This is a genomic window from Prolixibacter sp. SD074, assembly GCF_009617895.1.
Lineage (GTDB): Bacteria > Bacteroidota > Bacteroidia > Bacteroidales > Prolixibacteraceae > Prolixibacter.
This window is the reverse complement of sequence record NZ_BLAW01000001.1, coordinates 2516760-2535870: the sequence shown is the minus strand read 5'-3', so window position 1 is coordinate 2535870 and position 19111 is coordinate 2516760. Positions and strand designations below refer to the sequence as shown.

Here is a 19111-nt window from a genome sequence, read left to right as displayed (position 1 = left end):
TTTGGAGAGGAGTATATAAAAGAAATGCCGCATCAGCATTTGACACGGCACACCGAAAGTACCTGAGGAGATAATTTTTATTTAATCAATTTCGATATGGTCTTAAATTCGGCAGCTTTGGCCGATGCAGTTAGTTCAAACAGGATGGATTCATAAGAGGTCATCATGATGCCTTCGTGCCGGAACCGCTCCATGGCCAGTTGTTTGGTGGCATTGGTCCGTGAATCGGTGCAATCCGTTACCACGATAGAATTATAACCTGATTGCTTCAGATCCACTGCGGTTTGAAGAACGCATACGTGCGATTCGATTCCGGCGATGATGACGTTCTCACAATTTTGCTGCTCCAGAAAGAGTTGGTATTCGGGCACATTATAGCTGCTGAAGTCCGATTTTTCGAAATACGCAAATCCGGGCGCCAGACTGGATATTTCATCCAACGTCTTTCCCAGGCCACTTGTGTATTGCTGCGTAAAAACGGTCGAAATTCCTAGTACCTGTAAGCCTTTTACAAGTATTTTTGAGTTTTTAAGTAATGTTTCTTTGTTATTCATCACCGGAAACAAACGTTCCTGGATATCAATGATTAACCCTGTTGTGTTTTCTCTTGTTATACGCATGATTCGTTGATTTATGATTTTTCGTTTGCCAGCCGTTCCATTCCGATGGACAACCAGCGTGATTTGTGTCTTAAGTAACCTCCGTGATGACGCTTGGCATATTCTTCGGCCGTAAATTCGGTTCTAAGCATTATCAGGTTTACCAGTGCGTCTTCAATAACTGTCATGACAGTCGTCGAAGTCGAAGGAGTAAGGCCTAACGGTCAAAGCGCTTCCGGATTTCCGATAGGCAGGACCACATCAGCCGTTAAGGCCAGTTGGCTTCCTTTGTTACCTGTTATTACGATGAGTGGTAGATTGGGATACAAATATTTTTATTGAATTAGGCATTTAAATAATACTTTGTTTATAAGGGAAGGGCTCTGCATTAACCATTCTGGTTAAAAGGCTATCGAAGATTCTTTCCTTCATATTACTTCGGTTAAACCGGTAGCAGTATTCATCAATATAGGCTTGCAAATTTTCGACTTGGTGGTGCATGCCCCGGAGCCAGCCTTTGAAGCCCATAATACACCTGTGCAAGTCAGGGAAGTTGCCGCCCTTTTTCCCTGAATCAACCTGCACAAGATTACTGAAGTCTTTTACCAAAGGGGAATATCCTCGCCATTTATCTGTCTTTATTTGTGCACTTGTCTCAATGGTCATTTTCATAAACCCACCAAGTTCCTTCGAACTGCTCTGCTTGATGACCTTTCCGTACATACGGCTAACTCCTTTGCCGTTTCTCTCAATGGCAAATACAACCAACTTCTTTTTGCCGTTTTTTCTCCCCACAACCCCTTCTTCCTGGCCGCCGACAACTGTTTCATCAACTTCGGCCTTGCCATCGATTTTATGGTTGCCACTGCTTTCCATGGCTTTCATTACCTTGCCTTTGAACTTCCAGCAGGTCTTTTGTCTTAACCCAAGCTTTCTGCTTAGTTCCGTACTGCTGATCCCTTTTTTACTCGTACTTACATAATAAACAATGTAAAAGGCCTTTAATACCGAGAACTTTAACTGGTGAAACAATGTCCCGCTCGTTGGGGAGGAGATTCGGTGGCAACTGGTACACTGTCTGTCGAATAGGCGCTTTCCGTTACAATAATTGGTGTGTCCACAATTGGGGCAAACAAAGCCAGTCCCCCATTTTAGTTCAGTCAAATATTGATAACAAGAATCTTCGTCAGGGAAACGTTCCTGAAACTCAAAAATAGTAAGGCTTCTGAATTTGTTCTCCATTTTTATAATATTTCCCCCTAAAGTAGACATTTCTATTGTATTTACAAAGAGCCTAATTCAATATTTTTATTTTTATCAACCGGAAATGTACCATCATGAAGATCCTGCATATGGAATGTGACGGGTTGGTCATCTACCACATGAAACTGGAATCAGGCTCTTTTAACCTGCCCGTTTTTGACCCTGGCACCAACACGTATCCAGACTACCAAAGAAGAACTTTTTGTACAGCAATTATTAGAGGAACGTGACGCTTTTTACCGGGAGACATCCAGGCTAAAAAGCCAATTGTCCGATTTCGATGGACTGGATTTATTGCCGGCAGAGAAAGAACAGGCCGAAGCAGCCCGGGCCGGGATTGAAAGCTACAAGACAGTTCGTGTAAAGGTAAAAGAAAAAAACACCCTGGAGCAAGCCCCTGCCGGAAAGTCTTCCCAGGGAAGAAGTCCATCTCTACCCGGAAAATATTGATCGTGAAAACAGCACCGAACTGCCCCCGGAAGTTACAGAAGTACTGGAACGTGAACCATCCAGGGCGATGAAATAACGGTCCCCATCATTAACGATAACGGTTACAGCAAAGACCTGGCAGAATTACTTCCCCACAATTTTAAGCCACACACCGGGAGCCTCTTAACAACGACGCTTAAATCGCTCAAAATCCCCTGAACATTTTAGGGAAACTACTAATCTAAACCGTATCTACTCTGAAACAAGACGTGGTTGGCCGAATGCTTACCCTCTTTTGGTACAAACGAAATGCCGACAGGGCCCCAGGAACAACCCGGCCATGGTGAAGGGAAAGTACGTGTTGATACGCCAGTAGGGTAAGTCAGTGCGTTGGATAGACTTTAATTCGTCCGAATCCCACCTTGAATCTTAACATCAAGATGTTGGTAGAAAGCTGACGATGTATGAATAAAAGGTGATTCTCTAAAAATAATTTTCCACAGTGCTTTTTTTGTGCACGCTACCCGGTTAATTTAGTAGATGAGTAACGTGCACAAAACTCAGGCGGAATCTGAAAAGCCTGGATAGAGTAGGAATTGTAATTAAACCTTTTATGTTATGAAAGAACTAACTAAAGTAGAATTGAAAAATGTTTCCGGAGGATATTTAGGGCCTATTGCTGCATTTTTCGCAGGAGTGGTTTTGTCCGGATTAGTTGGAGAGGTAATTCTTGATGGTCCATCAAAATGTATTGCCGAATTTAAGGATGGCTGGAATAATTATTAATCAAAAAATGTAGTTGCTATGGAAAAATACAACAATCATTCGTCGTTTTGTGAATTAGCTAAGGTCGAATTAGTTCATATTATTGGAGGTAAAACTTGGTGGTTTTGGCTGGGGCAGAATTTACATCGACTTAGTGATATGATGGCTAGTACCGATTGGGAGGCACCTCCGACATCAGTTGCTGCTTATTAGTGAGCGGATGTTTAGGGATACAATTGAGAAATGCCTATAAACTATCTGGTTAAATGCCCTTGGCCTCCGTTCCAAGGGCATTTGAAAAATCAATAATGAAAATATAATGACACCTAATCTTGAGACTTGAGTATTAGTATAAAAAAATCAACTATCAATCTAAAATTGAAGAGATGAAGGGCCAAAACACAAGAAAAAGATATTTGCTAATTGCGGGATTATATGTCATTACTGCGGTACTTTTAAAATTTATCATTGTCCATATAAATTTTTTCAGTAATGTAAGTTTTACTTCTTTTTTGCCATTAATCACGTTGGTTCCAATATTGTATTACTTCAGTGTTGGGACGGGGCTACTAGGTGAAAAGATAAAGAATGTTGTTGTTTTGACATTTGCAGCATTGTTGAGTCAACTATTTTGGGCTGATTTATATGATGTTGACTTTTTATATAAGGAACTAATAGTATTACTTGGAGGAGTTTTATGCAGATTCGGCCCTTGATATGAATAAATCATAGTGAAAAATCAAACCATCTCAGGGCTGTGTGGTGCTTTCGATGGGGGTTAAATGCAGCATACCTTTGGCTTTAGCCCATGGTAATTTAGTCAGGTATTATTCCTGTTTAGGCAAAAGAGAGGCACTCTGACAGTTCATGAGACCTCTCTTTCAATAATATAATCATATAGATTAAGCTTCGGATGCTCTTTCCAGCCTTTTCAGGATCATGAAAATAAAGGCTGCGGAGACCAGGCACATCACTACGAGGATGAGGAAGGACTGCCAAAGTTCCAGGGTATCCCAGAATTTGCCAATCAATCCGGCCATCAGGTTTCCAATTGCAGTTTACCTGATGGCTATAAGAAAAGAGGCCCTGGTGTTCCTGTCCCCTTAAAAAGTAGTTTGTTCTGTTGTTGTGGGTTAATATGCAGAATAATATGCTGTTATGTGGGGGTTATACTGTGTGGGTTGTGTGATTCTCAAAATATTTTCGAAAGAATGGGGTAACCTTTTCCCGAAAAAAGGTATTAATACACAACGGGAAGATAGATGTTTAAGGAGTTCTCCACTTCAATTTTTCCCGAATAGCATGTGTATTTAGAAGGGAAAGCTTTTTAGGATTTGAAGAAGGTTGACAGCTTAATAAAGGGCTTCACAAGCATGTCAGCCATGATTCTTTTCTGATGTTAATAATGAAGTGTAATCTTAAAATAAACAAGATGAAACGAAAATTTAATTACAATGACTTGCCGATATTGATTGCTGCTCAATTACGAACAGCTCGTGAGCCGGAAAAGGAATTTTTCATGGTCGAACACACATCAAGGACCAATTCACTCTTCTCTTATTTCAGTGAAAAGAAACAGATTGAGCGCGGTTATCACGCGAATTCGATTACTGGGGAAGATCTGCTGGATGAACTTGGTTATGCCGATTTGTGGGCAGTTACCGAAATTATCAATCTCGGCTGCCAATTTAGTCATCACTTTCCGTCATAATCTCACTGAAGAGTGGTGCACCGACATGGAAGTTCACGATGTGAACGCTGGCTGACATTAAGCATATTGTTGGTTATGTGGTCCTCTACGAGGTCAACATTCCCCAGTAAGGCCTGAAAAGGCAGTATCTGTAACATAGTTACTCATTTGAACAAGAAGTACCGGATATTTAGTTGCTTTTCTGGGCAAGTTAGTTGGAATTTGGACTAGAATATTTGAGCTATGTAATAGCTGTGTTGTTTTTTGGATCTGACGATTTCTATGCAAAGAAGGCAGAGATGAGTAGTTAATAAATGAGTTTTTGTAAAAATTAGGATAAGTATGATAGTTAATAATGTGATGGGTGATACATTTATTGTCGTTCGTAATTCAGATGTTATAAAGAGAATGGACACAAGGAAGATCTTGTTTGTGTCAGTTGATGGAGATTGTTCTACTTTTTGCTTGGAAGAAGGGGAGCGATTTTCATTTTCGAAATCACTAAAGGAGGTTTTGAAGGTATTTTACCGCAGCAATTTCTAAGAGTTCATCGTAATTATATTGTCAATGAGAAGAAAGTTTCGGAAGTCAACGTAAAGCAGCGTTGGGTTAAGTTATTTGACGGTACAAAATTGCCTGTTTCTTTTCGCAATATTAGAGAGACAGTTGTACGCCTGTCGTGAAATCTCCTACGCTTATCGATAGAATAATGTACGCTTACAGAATACTTACGACGGTTTACCCATTGAAGCTGCTGGTGGGGTATTTTTATACTTATTCTGTGGACAAATGGGCGGTTAGCTTCGGTAGTAAGTGAAGTTGTGTGTAGTTGCTAGATTGTTATTCAATAGTTCTTATATGACAGACATGATGGTATTTGAATAATAAGCTAATAGGATGTAAGGTTTCTTACAGGGTAGTTTGTATGCGTTAAGAAGTATTTAAATATAATTTTAATAACATATAGAAATGCAGGAAGAAATAGAAGAAATATCATTGAGCTTTATTGCAGAATATGCGCCGAATTGTTACTCAGCGATGGTGACAGGAAGCGCGTCTGTCGAGAATATGACTTTGAATTCAGATATTGATATCTTAATCATTGATAGCGTGATTTCAAGGGATTATTTTGAAAGCTTCTTTCATCGGGGGCGTAAAATCGATTGTATCGTAATGCCATTGATTGCCATTAAAGATATTTTAAAAGAGGAAAGTGAAAAAAATAGCATTACCTATATAGATATGCTATATAAAGGGACGGTCATAAAAGATACAAATCAATATCTACAGGAGCTAAAAAAATATGCGATAGAATTAAGAAAAAAAGGCCCTAAGCCTGTGAGTTTGTTTCATCAAAAGATGATGTTGTTTTATGCATATAACCTTTATGAAGATTTAATAGATGAGAGGGATTGGGGAGAATTATTATTTATTGCAGTTGACTTATTCAATCAACTAATTATTCTAAATAATGTACGACATAATTATTGGACGACCCACGGCAAATGGAAATATCGATATTTGGTTAACTATGACAAGAAATATGCAGAAGAACTTGTAAAAAGCTTTAATTCTTTTGTAGCAGAAAGAAATAAAACAGACTTTCTTCTGTTGGCAAAAGAGAATCTTACTGCGCTCGGACCAAAGCCCAGGCATATTTCATCTCGACTTAATTCTTTGACGGTAGGGAATGATTTTTTAACCGTTTCAATTAAAACTACATTGATAAACAAAGACGTTTATGAAGTTTTTTTGAAAGAAATAAAAAAGGAACTAGCACTGTATGATTGTTCTTTAGCAATGTTTTATATGAGGAATGATGGAGATATTCGTGATGAGAGTAGTTACCTCATTTTCATTCATGGAGATGAAGAAATACTGAATTTCGTGGTAAGGCCATTGATTGTGAGTTATATAAAGGGTAGAGGGGAGCATCTTGCTAAAAACGATATGGTTTTATCGTTGCCATATTATTTAGAACCTCATTCTTTATTTACCAATCAAGGAACATATGAATTAACTAAGTCGCTATTAATGCATTTCAATTCGATCTATGAATATGTCGGTGAATATGATGAGAATTTATTGTTAACCTATCTAATGAAATTTCATTTCCATGTTGGGATGAAATTAGGTTTCTCTATTGAGAATTATATTCAATTCAATGAATATCTGACCCAGTTGTGGCTCCCCTTTATGCTAGATAAAGAGTATAGAAAGAGTTTCAGAGAATTAGAAGAAGACAAGGCCGTCAAAATTGGAGAGTACAAACAGCTCTATGGTCAACAGAAAGAAGCATTTGTTGAAAACTATTCTGGCATATTAAAAAACTGGAAAGAAGATCAGGAGAATGACAGGCTAATTGATGATTATACGGCAAAGGCATTAAGCTTAATGCGTGATATATTTGATACTCTGAATGATGATTTTTTCCGAAGAAATCAAATACCTCAATTTAAACTTAATCAAATTACGGCAGATATTAGTGACTTGGAGAAAACGCGTTGGTTATCACTATCTGAAATACTTAATAGATTATACGGTTCCGTTTTGCTTTCCTCAAACCAGAAAACCTATTTAGCCTTTGCCTGCAGTTCAATGCTTGGTGGAGTTATGGAATTGAACATTATCGTTGAGAATGAGAATTAGCAAAAAGAGATAAAGAACCACGACAGGCTGGCCATCTGTCGTGGTTTAACTGCACAAAATAATTGCAATTTAAATAATTACCGGCAAACATTTGAACATGGACAATAAGTTATCTAGTAGACAATGATTTGTATTACAAGTAGCCATGGTGAGCTTTCTGCCATGTGAGCAAAGAAGCCGGGTATTAGAAATTTCCTTCGTTACGTGAAATCCCCGTGTGCCGAAAAAGGGTAAGAGTAGGTTTCCTATAAATTTAAACTAATGAAAAACAATAGACTTGAGAAGTTGAGAATAAACAAAACGATAGATTTTACAATTATCGGTGAAGCAGAACAAAAATCTATCAAAGGAGGATATACTGTTGCTCAACTTGAGCAGATGTTGTATGATGGCACCTGGGAAGGTGGCTATGTTGATGGTATGGGGTATGTTTTTGGAACAGTAACCATTACGGCCACAGAGCATTGTACGATTTGCGAAACTTTCGATAACTATGGGAGTTTCACCTCTGGTGGGTGGTACAATGAGGCGGGAAATAGGTTTTTCCATATGTTAGGTTTACATGACAATCAGAGTACTACCTACTATACGTATAGTACTAATCCTTAGTGAATCATTGTAACGAGGTTGTTCATAAAGGACAAGACGATAAATTGAAAGCTGCTTAAATTTTACTCAACACCAAGGTTTTGGAACCATGAATATGGGTTAAAACAATATTATAGTGGAGGTTTGTAAGAGTAATCATTAGGTAGTTTTAAATTCATAAATTGAATTTTTCTAGTGTTCTATTTATTGGACAACCTCGTATGAACAATATTATTGTCAAACCTTATTATGTTATTAAATTCAAATGGAAAAGCAAATATATCCCAATTTCAAACAGGCTCTATTTCTTTTTTTAATCTTGGTTTCTTCTTTCTTTATTTTTTTCCTGATAGCGTCCGGCATTCCAAAGCTATTTGATTGTGATGTATCATTGTTGTACATGAATACCGTTAAAAATATTGCTGCGTTTATTCCACTTTTCTTTATTTTATACGGACAGAAACGGGCTAAGGTCAACGTTTGGAAGATGATTGACCTTAGAACTATTTCCTTTCAAAAATTTATATTCCTTTTTCTTATTGCAGCTTCGATTGGAATAATCATTCACCCCTTAGCGAAACCTATATATTTTTTTAAATCTTTATTTGTCAATAAACTGTGGGTTTTTACCCTCATGAGACCAGCAGTTGACGCCAGTTCTATATTTAGTTTTTTAAGCTTGGTAGTGGTTACACCAATATTTGAAGAAGCTTTGTTGAGGGGAATTATTTTAAGACAATTCTTGAAAAGATATTCGGTTCCTTTTTCCATCTTAATAACCAGCTTCTTTTTCGCATTAGGACATATAAGTCTTCAGCATTTTCTTGAGTATTTTGTTTGGGGAGTAATTTTAGGCATCTTATATTTCAAACTAAGGTCATTATCATTTTGTATTATTGAATTAGGCTCTTTGTAAATACAATAGAAATGTCTACTTTAGGGGGAAATATTATAAAAATGGAGAACAAATTCAGAAGCCTTACTATTTTTGAGTTTCAGGAACGTTTCCCTGACGAAGATTCTTGTTATCAATATTTGACTGAACTAAAATGGGGGACTGGCTTTGTTTGCCCCAATTGTGGACACACCAATTATTGTAACGGAAAGCGCCTATTCGACAGACAGTGTACCAGTTGCCACCGAATCTCCTCCCCAACGAGCGGGACATTGTTTCACCAGTTAAAGTTCTCGGTATTAAAGGCCTTTTACATTGTTTATTATGTAAGTACGAGTAAAAAAGGGATCAGCAGTACGGAACTAAGCAGAAAGCTTGGGTTAAGACAAAAGACCTGCTGGAAGTTCAAAGGCAAGGTAATGAAAGCCATGGAAAGCAGTGGCAACCATAAAATCGATGGCAAGGCCGAAGTTGATGAAACAGTTGTCGGCGGCCAGGAAGAAGGGGTTGTGGGGAGAAAAAACGGCAAAAAGAAGTTGGTTGTATTTGCCATTGAGAGAAACGGCAAAGGAGTTAGCCGTATGTACGGAAAGGTCATCAAGCAGAGCAGTTCGAAGGAACTTGGTGGGTTTATGAAAATGACCATTGAGACAAGTGCACAAATAAAGACAGATAAATGGCGAGGATATTCCCCTTTGGTAAAAGACTTCAGTAATCTTGTGCAGGTTGATTCAGGGAAAAAGGGCGGCAACTTCCCTGACTTGCACAGGTGTATTATGGGCTTCAAAGGCTGGCTCCGGGGCATGCACCACCAAGTCGAAAATTTGCAAGCCTATATTGATGAATACTGCTACCGGTTTAACCGAAGTAATATGAAGGAAAGAATCTTCGATAGCCTTTTAACCAGAATGGTTAATGCAGAGCCCTTCCCTTATAAACAAAGTATTATTTAAATGCCTAATTCAATTGTATTATTATTCATTCATTGTTGAATTTATTTAGTATGATTGTTGATTCCAAACCTGTTGCAGTTTCTCTTGATAAGCTGTCGATTAGTATCCTTACCTACTGTTTGGCTATTGTTGTGGTAGTTGTTGGAATATTTTTGTTGAAAAAGATAGAACGGAAACAACATAACCGATCCTTATAGATCGCGATGATTTCCTAATTCGTTAACCGGTTCTTGGTTTTCATATGTCTTAGTTGAGCTTTGTATCAGAACAACACATGGATTATGGTTTTTATCCCAAATGATAGATATTCACTTTTTGATAATATTTACTAATCCCAGGATTATAAAAAATGGAATTATCTTTTTGTAAAATATGATAAAATTTTCTAGCTATATACAATATGACCAAATGGACTGTGGCCCTGCTTGTCTTAAAATTGTATCAAGGTACCATCAAAAAAACTTTTCATTAAAATACCTGCGCGATCGCTGTTACATAACACGGGAAGGTGTTTCACTGTTTGATATTGCCAGGGCTGCTGAAGATATCGGGTTTCGGACACTTGCTATAAAAATGCAATTTGAAGACTTGGTACTTCGAGCTCCACTACCAGTGATTGTACACTGGGAGAAAAATCACTTTGTTATTGTATATAAAATTAAAAAGGGTAAAGTTTTCGTTGCTGATCCTAAGAAGGGAAGATTATCATATAGTGTTGATGATTTTAAAAGAAAATGGCTCCCTAATGGTGCAGATGTTGGATATGTACTGTTTGCTGAGCCCACTCCTCATTTTTATGAAATTGATGAACCAGGGACTAAAAGCTGGACCTATTTTTTTAGGTATTTACAACCTCATCGAAAACTTCTCTATCAAATATTTTTTGCTCTAATTTTTTCCAGTTTAGTTAGTTTAGTCACTCCTTTTTTTACCCAATCACTCGTCGATGTTGGAATTAGTGGTAAAAATATGGAATTTATTTACCTGATTCTGCTATCTCAGATATTACTTATTATTGGAGGTGCATTTGTCAGTTTTATACAAAGCTGGATCGGTTTGCATGTTGGAACCAAAATCAGCATAGAGTTTATCTCTGATTTTTTACAAAAGCTTTTAAAGCTTCCACTTTCTTTTTTTGAGACAAAGTCAGTTGGAGACATTCTTCAGCGAATGGGAGATAATTCCAGAATACAATCTTATATTACCGGTTCGTTATTTACTATTGTTATTTCTATTATTAATTTTATAATATTTAGCATTATATTGCTTTATTATAATGTGGTTTTGTTCTCTGTCTTCTTGTTGGGCAATATATCATATGTGGCCTGGATATTGATCTTTATGAAAAAGAGGAGACAATTTGATTTTAAGAAATTTGATCTTAATTCAAAGAGTAAGAATGTTTTGCTTCAGCTTTTTAATGGGATTGAAGAAATAAAATTAAATAATATAGAGCAGGTAAAAAGGTGGGAATGGGAAAATATACAAGCAAAAAAATTTAAACTGGGGATAAAGATATTAACTTGGGGGCAGATTCAATCATCCGGCTCTTTATTAATTAATAGCTTAAAGAACGTTCTGATTTCATTTATCTCGGCGAAGGCTGTGATTGATGGTGAGATGAGTTTAGGGATGATGATGTCAGTTCAGTTTATAATCGGACAATTGCAAGGTCCTATTAAAGCTTTTATTTCGTTAGCCTATTCACATCAAGATGCGAAGATAAGTGTAGAGCGATTGAGTGAGGTTCATGATACTGAAGATGAGGAGAAAAGTTCAAATTCCATTAACTGGAAAATTAAAACTAGTTCGATACATCTGAAAGATGTTAGTTTTCAGTACGAAGGTCCGGAATCTCCATTCGTTCTTAAAAATGTTAGTCTTGAGATTCCTAAGAATAAGGTAACTGCAATTGTTGGAGAGAGTGGGAGCGGAAAAACAACATTAGTAAAGCTGTTGCTTAAGTTTATTGAACCGACAACGGGTTCCATTAAAGTTGGGGATACTCATTTCACGAGCATTAAAAATTCAGTATGGAGAGCATATTGTGGGGCAGTTTTGCAAAGTGGATTCCTGTTTTCTGATACAATTAGAAACAATGTATTGCTTGGGATAAGAATGTGGATTTTAATCGCTTTCTCGAAGCACTAAAGAATGCAAATATACTGGAGTGGGTTGAATCATTGCCTTTAAAATACGAATCGTTAATTGGTGCTGGTGGACAGGGACTCAGCCAGGGCCAAAAACAGAGAATACTTATTGCGAGACTGTTTTATAATAATCCTGACTTTGTATTCTTGGATGAAGCGACAAATTCTTTAGATGCTAACAGAGAATACGTTGTTATGAATAACCTTCATGAATTCTGCAAGAATAAAACAACCGTAATAATTGCACATAGATTGAGCACCATAAAGAATGCGGATCAAATTATTTTGTTGGATAATGGAGAGATATCTGAGGTAGGAACACATGACGAATTGATTAAAAAGAATAGCGCATATTTAAAGCTAATAAAGAAGCAATTGAATAATTTACAATATGAAATATATTGATTATGACGTCTATCATATATGGTTTATCGATGAACTATTTATTAATCTTTAACTTAAATTAAACAAAATGAAACGTTTAAAATCGTTAATTGAAGTGGATTTTGCTCCCTTATCGAGCGTTGAGGCGCTAGCCGCAAAGGGGGGAGGCCAATGGGTTATGATGAATGGGCAATACACCTATTTACTTGATGAGGTTACCGTAACCGGACAGGACCAATCTTTTGATTATGGCGAGTTTTTCACTGCAATGGCGGCAGGTGCTGCTGGTGGAGCAGTAAGCGGAGCTATGTATGGAGGTGCTGCAGGTTCCACAATGGGACCAGCAGGAACAGTCGGAGGTGCAGTCGGAGGAGCCATAATTGGAGGAGTAACCATTGCAGTTGGAGCTGGAATTACTGACTACATTATGCAGCAATACGGTTATTGATTGTTAAAAAAGAGGGTGTCCGAAAAGTTGAATTGGAAAAGTGTTTACTTTCAAATTGAAAGCAATCTTGGATTTACCCCTCCAAACCTCCCCTAAAGGTGAGGCTTAAAGTCCCCTTCAGGGGATTTAGGGGTAAATAACTAAAGCTGTACTTACAATTTGATAGTTCTGAAAATGCTCTTTGGACTTTTCGGACACCCTCTTAAATTTTGAGATCTCCTTCTTATTACAAATATTTACTTATTTTTAATAGATATTTAGTGATGGCGTTTCAGATATCATGAGTATAGTAACAGGGGTATGTATTCTTTTAAGGGCGGATACCTATCTTTGAAAAACTATTAAAGCATTTGAAATATACATATGAATAGTTTAAAGAATTATTGGGATTTTCTTTTACAACCAAATCTGGAGCAGAATACGTTCCGATTCAGGATTAAGCTTTGGAATTTTTTAGTTGTGTTGGGATTGGATGTGGTTATTGTCGCTATACTGTTAGGAGTCATCTATAGCGTTAAATATTTTGGGTGGCTTGATATTAATTTATATAATGAGCCTGATGTTCCGAATATGATAATGTTGGTTTCATGGGTGTTGTCTGTTACGCTAGTCATCCCTTTAATTGAGGAGTTAGTTTTTAGATTACATCTACGACCCACGAAAGTTAATTTAGGCATATCTGTTGTTGCCATTATTATCTACCCCATTGTAAACTTCTTTCCAAAGAATTGTTCAGCTGCGCTTATGACCATTATTGGGGCATCGGTAGTTCTGCTTTTGGTCTTATACTTCGCTTTTTCGGGAAGAATTAATCGCATGATAGAGGAGCAATGGCATAAAAACTATTTAATTGTATTTTGTATTACGGCTTTGGTTTTTGGTGGAGTTCATATTTTAAATTACAAGCTAACCCTATCCCTCTTAATTTTTTCTCCGCTTGTTGTTGCGCCTCAACTCTTTTTAGGGGTGAATATTGGTTATTTAAGAGTTCGTTATGGATTTGGTTGGGGCCTGCTACTGCATATTGTACACAACATAGTTTTTGCTGTCATTCCTATTGTATTGATTAATCCGGCGATACTTGGTTTCTCTTCCAATAAAAATGCTCTTGTGTTAGGATATCCGCCAGAGGTAGCTGCTCCTGTCGCTTATCATTTAAGAATAGAGGAGGGTAGAGAGAGTATTTTTAATACTTACAAGTTATCTCCAGAAGAAATATTGTTTGAGGGAACGAAAATGAAAGCGGTTTTTTCCCGGTTAGCAAATGCAGATAGCGCAAAAGTGTTTTTTGAAGAGCCAGCCATAGGAAGAAAGATTTTGAATGTAAAATTCCTCAATGAATCTCAAGGTACTCCCATGAGCTACACAAAAACACGTCATTTTCTTATTGGGAGATTACTTAAGAAATACAATCTTAAAGGAGAACTGTTTATTATTCCTGCAGGGAACTGGATATTAACTTGCAAGCAGTATTCAGAAATAATACCTGGTTTGCCTGACAAGGGAAATATAAAAGCGAAGTCAGGTAATATTACTGTTAAAGATGCAACAATAAGCGATTTGGCAGAAAAGATTGAGTCGCTGTATCACGTGAGGATTACCAGTCTGGCAAATAATAGGGAGGAGCATACGTTCATTATTCCAAAGAATGATATCATGGCACTTCGGGAGGTGCTATCAAGGAATTATGGTCTTGATATGAACAAAACAGAAACAAAAACAACGAGATTTTATATTAGTTCCCGGGAATGAAAATCGTATTTAATCAGGACGGGACAGGTGTATCTTTTAAAAGGCCGTCAACTGATTGGGGCAGTCAATTACAGATGTTAGTACTTGAATAGAATAAAAAAAGGTCGCTCGATGGTTCAGAGCGACCTTTTTCAGTAAAAATATAATCATATAGATTAAGCTTCGGATGCTCTTTCCAGCCTTTTCAGGATCATGAAAATAAAGGCTGCGGAGACCAGGCACATCACTACGAGGATGAGGAAGGACTGCCAAAGTTCCAGGGTATCCCAGAATTTCCCAATCAATCCGGCCATCAGGTTACCAATGGCAGTTTACCTGATGGCTATAAGAAAAGAGGCCCTGGTGTTCCTGGCCCCTTAAAAAGTAGTTTGTCCTGTTGTTGTGGGTTAATATGCAGAATAATAGGATGTTATTGGGGGTTATGCTGTGTGGGTTGTGTGATTCTCAAAATATTTTCGAAAAAATGGGGTAACCTTTTCCCGAAAAAAGGTATTAATACACAACGGGAAGATAGATGTTTAAGGAGTTCTCCACTTCAATTTTTCCCGAATAGCATGTGTATTTTGAAGGGAAAGCTTTTTTAGGATTTGAAAAAGGTTGACAGCTTAATAAAGGGGTTCACAAGCATGTCAGCCATGATTCTTTTCTGATGTTAATAATGAAGTGTAATCTTAAAAATATACTACATGCGAAGAATATTCAATAACAGTAATTTTCCAAAGTGGATAGTCGTCACTGGGGGGACGGGCAATTTCGGGCATAAAAAGGCCCTTTGTTACTCAAAGGACTTTGTTGTCCAAATTTATTTACGTCCTTCTTCCGGGGGAAAATCCAGCAAATTTATACTCCGTCATACGTCTCAATCCTAAATTTCTGTTGCGAGCTCACATCATGTGGAACAATTCCTGGTCTAAACCCAATTAAGCAGACCATAATTCTGATTTGTCCTTTGGCTCCAACCTTCCTATTCCTATCAGGATTTTTCTCCAGCTCGGGGATGGGAATCTGATAAGAGCTGTTGCCTGGTGGCCTGGAGTACTCCGGTTAGAGGGTGCTATGGTTATTGGAGCCAGGAGCAAATGATGTTGTAAGGATGATGATTCCAGACGTTTCCGAAACTAACAAAGACAGGACAATAAGAATAAACTAAAAGCCAGTAAACCGATTATGAAACAAAACATTTTTCCCAAAGAAATTATCCAATTCTCATTGGAAAACCACTATTTCCGGTTTTCCAGGCATTCAAAAGCAATTTATATTCTACTGGTTGGAATGGTATTCATCAGTTTGGTGCTACTGCCTTTTATTATGGTGGATGTTACCGTTCAATCAAGGGGCGTAATTCGTTCACGGGAGGAGGTTACCACCATACAGGCCCCCATAACCGGGCAGGTAGAGAAGGTATTTATTATGGAAAATATGAAAGTGGCAGTAGGAGACACGATACTTCGACTGGCACCTGAAAAAATCTCCGACCAATTACGGGTACTCGAAGAGAAGATAAAGCTGTATTCCGGCTACATCAAAGACATTCAAAGCCTGTTGCATAAAAGCAAACCACAACTTCATACCGACCTGATGCGAAGCAGTTACCAGGAATACGGGCAGAAATTAATGGGATATAAACTTAGGCTGGAAACGACAAAAAAGGATTTTCAGCGAACGCAGTTGCTGTATAAAAAGGAATTGATAGCGGCTGCTGAGTTCGAAAAGAAGGAGCTGGAGTTGAATCAGCTCCTGAAAGAGCGTGATTTTTACATTAGCCAGAAGAAAGCTGACTGGCAGCAGAAGCTTTTTCAGTACAAAATTGAAAGAAAGAATCTCAGTAATAATCGCGATCAGCTGGCTTTTGAAAAACGGTTTTATGTGGTACTTGCCCCGGCAACTGGATATATTTCCAATTTCCAGGGCATCCATACAGGTAGCTTTATCCTCACAAATCAAAACATTGCCAGTATCACACCAACCGATAGTCTGATTGCGGAATGCTATGTGGGGCCCGAAGATATTGGTTATCTCCGTACTGCTATGTCTGCAGCTTTTCAGGTGGATGCTTATAATTACAATCAGTGGGGGCTCGCTCACGGCAAAATCATTGATATTTCCAACCAACCTTACCAGAAAGAGAATGCGGTTTATTTCAAAGTAAAGTGCCGGTTGAGTCAGGAGTATCTTTCTCTGAAATCTGGTTACCGGGGAGAATTAAAAAATGGTCTGACATTGACCTCCCGTTTTAAAGTAACCCGCCGGAGTTTATACGATATGTTATTCGACAAAGCCGATGACTGGTTGAACCCTAAAATCCTTACTGCTAACAACTAAAACTGAAGAGAGATATGAGTGTGAAGATTAAACAACATGATATTACCGACTGCGGAGCTGCCTGCCTGGCATCCGTTTCGTCTCATTATAAATTGAAAATCCCCATAGCACGAATCCGGCAGTGGGCCGGAACCGATAAAAAGGGAACAAATGCCTGGGGCTTGATTAAAGCGGCAGAGAAGCTGGGATTTTCGGCCAAGGGGGTGAAAGGCGAAGTGGAAGCATTGAGTGAAGTGCCCCTGCCTGCCATTGCGCATGTTGTTGTGAAAAAGGTCCTGCAGCATTATGTAGTGATATACAAATTCACAAAAGATTATGTAGAATATATGGATCCGGGAGACGGGCAAATTCATCGTAAATCACATGAGGAATTCAGGGAAATGTGGACTGGTGTACTGATCCTTTTGTCACCCAACCAGGAATTTATTGCCCGGAATGAAAAGGTTCCGGTTTTCACCCGTTTTCGTTTTTTACTCCATCCGCACCGGAAAGTCTTGGTCCAGGCATTGATAGGAGCCATCGTTTACACGGTTTTAGGATTGTCGACATCCATTTATATTCAAAAGATTACCGACTTTGTTCTTCCGGATGGGAATCGAAATCTGCTCAATCTGCTGAGTGTGGGAATGGTCATTATTTTACTGTTGCAAATTGTCATCGGTTCCATTCAGACGGTGTTTGTGCTTAAAACCGGTCAGTTAATCGATGCCCGTCTAATTCTGGGATATTATAAACACTTGTTAAAGCTCCCTCAGCGCTTTTTCGATACCATGCGTACTGGTGAAATCATTTCACGTATTAACGATGCCGTCAAGATTCGGGCGTTCATCAACGACAGCATGATTACCATGTTGGTGAATATCTTTATTATCGTTTTTTCATTTACCCTGATGTTCATTTACAGTATGAAGCTGGCATTGATTATGGCCATTGTTATTCCGCTTTATGCGTTGGTGTACTGGGGAACCAATGTGCTTAACAAAAAGCGGGAGCGGAAAATCATGGAAAATGCGGCGGAACTGGAAACACAACTTGTAGAGTCGCTCAATTCCGTCAAAACGATAAAGCAGTTAAACCTGGAAGAATTTAACAACCTGAAAACGGAAACCCGTTTTATCCGGTTACTCGACAGTACATACAAATCGGGTTTGAACAGCATATTCACGGGCAATGCCTCGCAATTTCTTACCCGCAGTTTTACCATTGTCCTGTTATGGGCCGGCAGTTACCTGGTAATTGACCATACCATTACTCCGGGAGAACTGATGTCGTTTTACGCCATCATCGGGTATTTCACCGGGCCGGTAAGCTCATTGATTGGAATGAACAAAACAATACAGAATGCCCAAATTGCAGCGGACCGCTTGTTTGAGATTATGGACCTGGAACGGGACGGGGAGATGGAAAATGCCATTGAGCTAACCGAAGAAATGCGTGGCGACATTGTTTTTCAGAATGTCTCATTCAGCTATGGTACCCGTACTGATGTTTTCGAGGAATTTAACCTGAGATTAAGGCAGGGGCAGTTAACTGCCATCATTGGCGAGAGTGGTTCGGGGAAGAGCACGATTGCTTCTTTAATCCAGGGACTTTATCCATTAAACAGCGGGCAGATATTCATCGGAGATGTAAATATTCGTTATGCCAGTTCCGAAAGCCTCCGGAATATGGTAGGAATTGTTCCGCAAAATCTTCAACTGTTTGCCGGGAATGTGGTCGAGAATATTGCCGTTGGCGAAGTAGCTCCTGATATGGAGAGGCTGGTGAAAGTGTGTAAGCAGTTGGCCATTATAGATTTTATTGAAAAACTGCCTAACGGATTTCAAACCTACCTGGGAGAGAACGGCGCTACCTTATCTGGCGGACAAAAGCAACGACTGGCCATTGCCCGTGCACTATACCGTCAGCCTCACATCCTGATAATGGATGAAGCCACCTCTAACCTCGATTCGGAGTCGGAACAAGTCGTGCAGGAAACAATCCATGAGTTAATTGCGGATGGCAAGACGGTCATATTGATTGCACACCGGTTAAGTACAGTAGTGGATGCCGATGAAATTATCGTATTGAGAGAAGGGCAAATCATCGAAAAAGGAGATCATACAACCCTTTACAAAAGGGAAGGCTACTACTATCACATGTGGAAGCGGCAAATGCCGCTAGTCGGGCAATTGAAAGTCAGTTAAAAAATTAATTGAATTAGGCTCTTTGTAAATACAATAGA

At 38.6% G+C, this 19111-nt stretch carries 21 protein-coding genes and 1 pseudogene; 17 read left to right on the top strand and 5 right to left on the bottom strand.

From position 1 onward, the window contains the following. Positions 1-77 precede the first annotated feature (77 nt). From GJU82_RS10985 to GJU82_RS10980, 3 genes are all read right to left on the bottom strand, one after another. A complete protein-coding gene (locus tag GJU82_RS10985; RefSeq protein ID WP_153632181.1) occupies positions 78-620 on the bottom strand; it encodes an isochorismatase family protein in 543 nt (180 codons plus the stop codon). 11 nt (positions 621-631) lie between these two features. After that, positions 632-787 (bottom strand): hypothetical protein, encoded by a 156-nt coding sequence (locus GJU82_RS17200; protein WP_194831034.1) that lies wholly within the window; start codon positions 785-787, stop codon positions 632-634. Positions 788-950: 163 nt separating this feature from the next. Continuing rightward, on the bottom strand, positions 951-1871 hold the full coding sequence (locus GJU82_RS10980) for an IS1595 family transposase (RefSeq protein WP_153630358.1): 921 nt from the start codon (positions 1869-1871) through the stop codon (positions 951-953). A 32-nt stretch (positions 1872-1903) separates the two neighbouring features. Between GJU82_RS10980 and tnpB the strand changes: the two genes are divergently transcribed. The 5 genes and pseudogenes from tnpB to GJU82_RS10955 all read left to right on the top strand — a co-directional run bounded on the left by tnpB (position 1904) and on the right by GJU82_RS10955 (position 3772). After that, on the top strand, positions 1904-2092 hold the full coding sequence (gene tnpB, locus GJU82_RS17765) for an IS66 family insertion sequence element accessory protein TnpB (RefSeq protein ID WP_228488786.1): 189 nt from the start codon (positions 1904-1906) through the stop codon (positions 2090-2092). A gap of 43 nt (positions 2093-2135) precedes the next feature. Further along, positions 2136-2376: pseudogene (locus GJU82_RS17500) on the top strand (IS66 family transposase); the annotation flags it as partial. Positions 2377-2909: 533 nt separating this feature from the next. Next, positions 2910-3077: a hypothetical protein gene (locus tag GJU82_RS10965; protein ID WP_153632163.1), complete on the top strand. Its 168-nt coding sequence runs from the start codon at positions 2910-2912 to the stop codon at positions 3075-3077. An 18-nt stretch (positions 3078-3095) separates the two neighbouring features. Next, on the top strand, positions 3096-3269 hold the full coding sequence (locus tag GJU82_RS10960; protein ID WP_153632178.1) for a hypothetical protein: 174 nt from the start codon (positions 3096-3098) through the stop codon (positions 3267-3269). 173 nt (positions 3270-3442) lie between these two features. Continuing rightward, positions 3443-3772 carry a hypothetical protein gene (locus GJU82_RS10955; RefSeq protein ID WP_153632177.1) on the top strand — a complete coding sequence of 110 codons (330 nt, stop codon included), beginning with the start codon at positions 3443-3445 and terminating at the stop codon, positions 3770-3772. A gap of 186 nt (positions 3773-3958) precedes the next feature. Here GJU82_RS10955 and GJU82_RS10950 read toward each other — a convergent pair whose 3' ends face one another. Next, complete coding sequence (locus GJU82_RS10950; protein WP_153632169.1) at positions 3959-4096, bottom strand: hypothetical protein; 138 nt, start codon at positions 4094-4096, stop codon at positions 3959-3961. A gap of 392 nt (positions 4097-4488) precedes the next feature. Between GJU82_RS10950 and GJU82_RS10945 the strand changes: the two genes are divergently transcribed. The 10 genes from GJU82_RS10945 to GJU82_RS10905 all read left to right on the top strand — a co-directional run bounded on the left by GJU82_RS10945 (position 4489) and on the right by GJU82_RS10905 (position 14565). Next, a complete protein-coding gene (locus GJU82_RS10945; protein WP_153632176.1) occupies positions 4489-4767 on the top strand; it encodes a hypothetical protein in 279 nt (92 codons plus the stop codon). Between the two features lie 428 nt (positions 4768-5195). Next, positions 5196-5429, top strand: a complete 234-nt coding sequence (locus tag GJU82_RS17970) for a LytTR family DNA-binding domain-containing protein (RefSeq protein ID WP_153632175.1) — start codon at positions 5196-5198, stop codon at positions 5427-5429. Between the two features lie 286 nt (positions 5430-5715). Beyond that, positions 5716-7395: a nucleotidyltransferase domain-containing protein gene (locus GJU82_RS10935; protein ID WP_153632174.1), complete on the top strand. Its 1680-nt coding sequence runs from the start codon at positions 5716-5718 to the stop codon at positions 7393-7395. A gap of 261 nt (positions 7396-7656) precedes the next feature. Further along, entirely contained in the window at positions 7657-8004 is a 348-nt protein-coding gene (locus GJU82_RS10930; protein WP_153632173.1) for a hypothetical protein, read from the top strand. 244 nt (positions 8005-8248) lie between these two features. Next, positions 8249-8899 carry a CPBP family intramembrane glutamic endopeptidase gene (locus GJU82_RS10925; RefSeq protein ID WP_153632172.1) on the top strand — a complete coding sequence of 217 codons (651 nt, stop codon included), beginning with the start codon at positions 8249-8251 and terminating at the stop codon, positions 8897-8899. A gap of 11 nt (positions 8900-8910) precedes the next feature. Continuing rightward, entirely contained in the window at positions 8911-9831 is a 921-nt protein-coding gene (locus tag GJU82_RS10920) for an IS1595 family transposase (RefSeq protein ID WP_153630358.1), read from the top strand. Between the two features lie 372 nt (positions 9832-10203). Further along, positions 10204-11982, top strand: a complete 1779-nt coding sequence (locus tag GJU82_RS10915; RefSeq protein WP_255473965.1) for a peptidase domain-containing ABC transporter — start codon at positions 10204-10206, stop codon at positions 11980-11982. Further along, positions 11952-12386: an ATP-binding cassette domain-containing protein gene (locus tag GJU82_RS17690; RefSeq protein WP_255473964.1), complete on the top strand. Its 435-nt coding sequence runs from the start codon at positions 11952-11954 to the stop codon at positions 12384-12386. Before GJU82_RS10915 ends, GJU82_RS17690 begins: the two co-directional genes overlap by 31 nt. Before the next feature lie 67 nt (positions 12387-12453). Further along, positions 12454-12813 (top strand): hypothetical protein, encoded by a 360-nt coding sequence (locus GJU82_RS10910; protein WP_153632171.1) that lies wholly within the window; start codon positions 12454-12456, stop codon positions 12811-12813. Between the two features lie 363 nt (positions 12814-13176). Further along, positions 13177-14565 (top strand): CPBP family glutamic-type intramembrane protease, encoded by a 1389-nt coding sequence (locus GJU82_RS10905; RefSeq protein ID WP_153632170.1) that lies wholly within the window; start codon positions 13177-13179, stop codon positions 14563-14565. 155 nt (positions 14566-14720) lie between these two features. Here GJU82_RS10905 and GJU82_RS10900 read toward each other — a convergent pair whose 3' ends face one another. Beyond that, a complete protein-coding gene (locus GJU82_RS10900) occupies positions 14721-14858 on the bottom strand; it encodes a hypothetical protein (protein ID WP_153632169.1) in 138 nt (45 codons plus the stop codon). Between the two features lie 874 nt (positions 14859-15732). On the opposite strand from GJU82_RS10900, the gene GJU82_RS10895 reads away from it, so the two are divergent. Both GJU82_RS10895 and GJU82_RS10890 read left to right on the top strand, forming a co-directional pair. Beyond that, the gene (locus GJU82_RS10895) at positions 15733-16887 is read left to right on the top strand and encodes an HlyD family secretion protein (protein WP_153632168.1); all 1155 of its coding nucleotides are present in this window, start codon (positions 15733-15735) and stop codon (positions 16885-16887) included. Between the two features lie 14 nt (positions 16888-16901). After that, positions 16902-19073 (top strand): peptidase domain-containing ABC transporter, encoded by a 2172-nt coding sequence (locus GJU82_RS10890; protein ID WP_153632167.1) that lies wholly within the window; start codon positions 16902-16904, stop codon positions 19071-19073. The last annotated feature ends 38 nt before the right edge of the window (positions 19074-19111 follow it).